1 protein-coding gene is annotated in these 2,040 nt (G+C 77.2%); it reads right to left on the reverse strand.

Features of this window, described 5'->3' with window-relative positions:
• Nucleotides 1-22: 22 nt before the first annotated feature.
• The coding region (locus ACFV4N_RS43200) for an ATP-binding protein (RefSeq protein WP_499678500.1) at nt 23-2,040 on the reverse strand (2,018 nt) is incomplete at its 5' end.

A 2,040-nucleotide genomic window follows, 5' to 3' on the forward strand; every position in this document is an offset into this window, starting at 1 on the left:
GTCCCCGGGGGTCAGGGTCGGGTCACTGCGCCGCGTGCCACGGCCCGAACTCGCTCTCCAGCACGAGCCGGCCGAGCTTGCGGTACTCCTGGCGCACCGACGCCACCACGTCGGCCATCGCCACCGGCCGGTCCTCGGCGGCGGCCAGGTACGCCGCGGTCACCGCGCACGCGCGGATCGACCCGCCCGCCAGGTCGAAGCGCTCCGCGCAGAACGCCAGGTCCAGGTCGTCGGCACGGGGCAGCGCGCCCCCCAGGCAGCGGTCCCACAGCGCCAGGCGCTGCTCCGCGTCGGGCACCGGGAAGTCCGCGATCACGTCGATCCGGCGGGTGAACGCCTCGTCCACGTTGGACCGCAGGTTGGTGGTCAGCACGGCGATGCCGTCGAAGGACTCCATGCGCTGCAGCAGGTAGGCCGACTCGACGTTGGCGTACCGGTCGTGGGCGCTCTGCACCTCCGACCGCTTGCCGAACACGGCGTCGGCCTCGTCGAACAGCAGCACCCCGTGCACGCCGGCGGCCTCGGTGAAGATCCGCTCCAGGTTCTTCTCCGTCTCGCCGACGTACTTGTCCACGACCGTCGACAGGTCCACCACGTACAGGTCCATGCCGATCTCGGCGGCGACGACCTCGGCGGACATGGTCTTGCCGGTGCCCGACTCGCCCGCGAACAACGCCACCACGCCGCGCCCGCGCCCGCCGCCGGGGCGCATCCGCCACTCGCCCAGCACCCGTTCGCGGTGCCGTGCCCGCACGACCAGCTCGGCGAGCTGCCGCCGGGTGTGCTCGGGCAGCACCACGTCGTCCCAGCCGACGGCCGGCACGATCCGCCGGGCCAGCCGGTCCAGGCCCGCCCCGTTCTGGGCCCGCACGCCGGCGCGCACGTGGGCCAACCCGACCGGCCGGCCCTCCACGGCGGCCAGGTGCGACGCCACCTCCACCGCCCGGCCGACCTCCTCCGAGCCGAGCCGGTACCCCGCCAAGTCCGGCAGGAACCCGGGTTCGCCGCCGAGCGCGCGGGTCCACCACGCGGCGCGTTCCGCGGGCAGCGGCGGGTCCACCGGCACGGACAGCACGGGCCGCGCGGTCCACCTCGGGTCCCAGTGCGACCTGCCGTGCAGGAGCACCGGCAGGTCGCCCGCGAGCGCGACCAGCTCGCGCAGCAACCGCGCCCGCTCGGGCACGAGGGGTTCCAGCGGGCCGAGCACGATCCCCGCGCCGCGCAACCGGGCCTCGCGGACCACCGCGCCCGGGTCGGGGTGCTCCCGGTCGGCCAACGCCGCCGCGTCGAGCACCACCGCGCCCCGGCCCGCGGCGGCCAGCGCGGCGACCGCGGTCGGGCCCGCGTCGCCGCCGGTGTCGCGCAGGTGGACCGGGGTGACGCCGGCGCGCAGCCCCGCGCCCAGTCGTCCGGGCAGCTCACCCGGTCGGGCGTCGGACAAGGGCACGAGGCGCGCGAGCCCCGCCAACGCCGGGTCGGGTTCGTCGTCACCGAGCAGGTGGGCCACCACCCGGTCGGGCACGCGCAGCGCGCGGGACAGCGCGGGCGCACCCGGGTCGTGCACCTCCACCAGGCCGCCCGCCACCAGGGGCGAGGTGGCGGTGAAGCGGAACCGCCCCGGGCCCGCCACCGGCACGCCGCACAGCCGCAGCGCCAGCCCCACGGTCGCCCGGCGGCGCGTGACGTCGTCGTTGAGGTAGCCGTAGAGCCGTTCGAAGCGCGCGTCCACGTCGGGTGCCAGCGCCACGAGCAGGAACTCCACGTCCACCGGGGCCAGGCCGAAGTCGCGGGCCAGCACGGCGAGCCGGGGCCCGGGGTCGGGCACGAGCGCGGACAGGGCCTCCAGCTCGGGGTCGGGCTCGGGCGCCTGGAGCGGCGGCTGCCGCGGCGACGCCAGGACCCTCCGGACGGCCTCGGGGGTGAGGTAGTGCCCGCGATAGGGGTCGTCGGGCGCGGGGTCGGTGGCCCGCTGCGCCTCGACCGCCCGCCGCACCCGTCCCTCGACCGCGCCCAGCCGCGCCCACAGGTAGACCAGGTCGG

It is taken from the genome of Actinosynnema sp. NPDC059797, assembly GCF_042732085.1.
Taxonomy (GTDB): domain Bacteria; phylum Actinomycetota; class Actinomycetes; order Mycobacteriales; family Pseudonocardiaceae; genus Actinosynnema.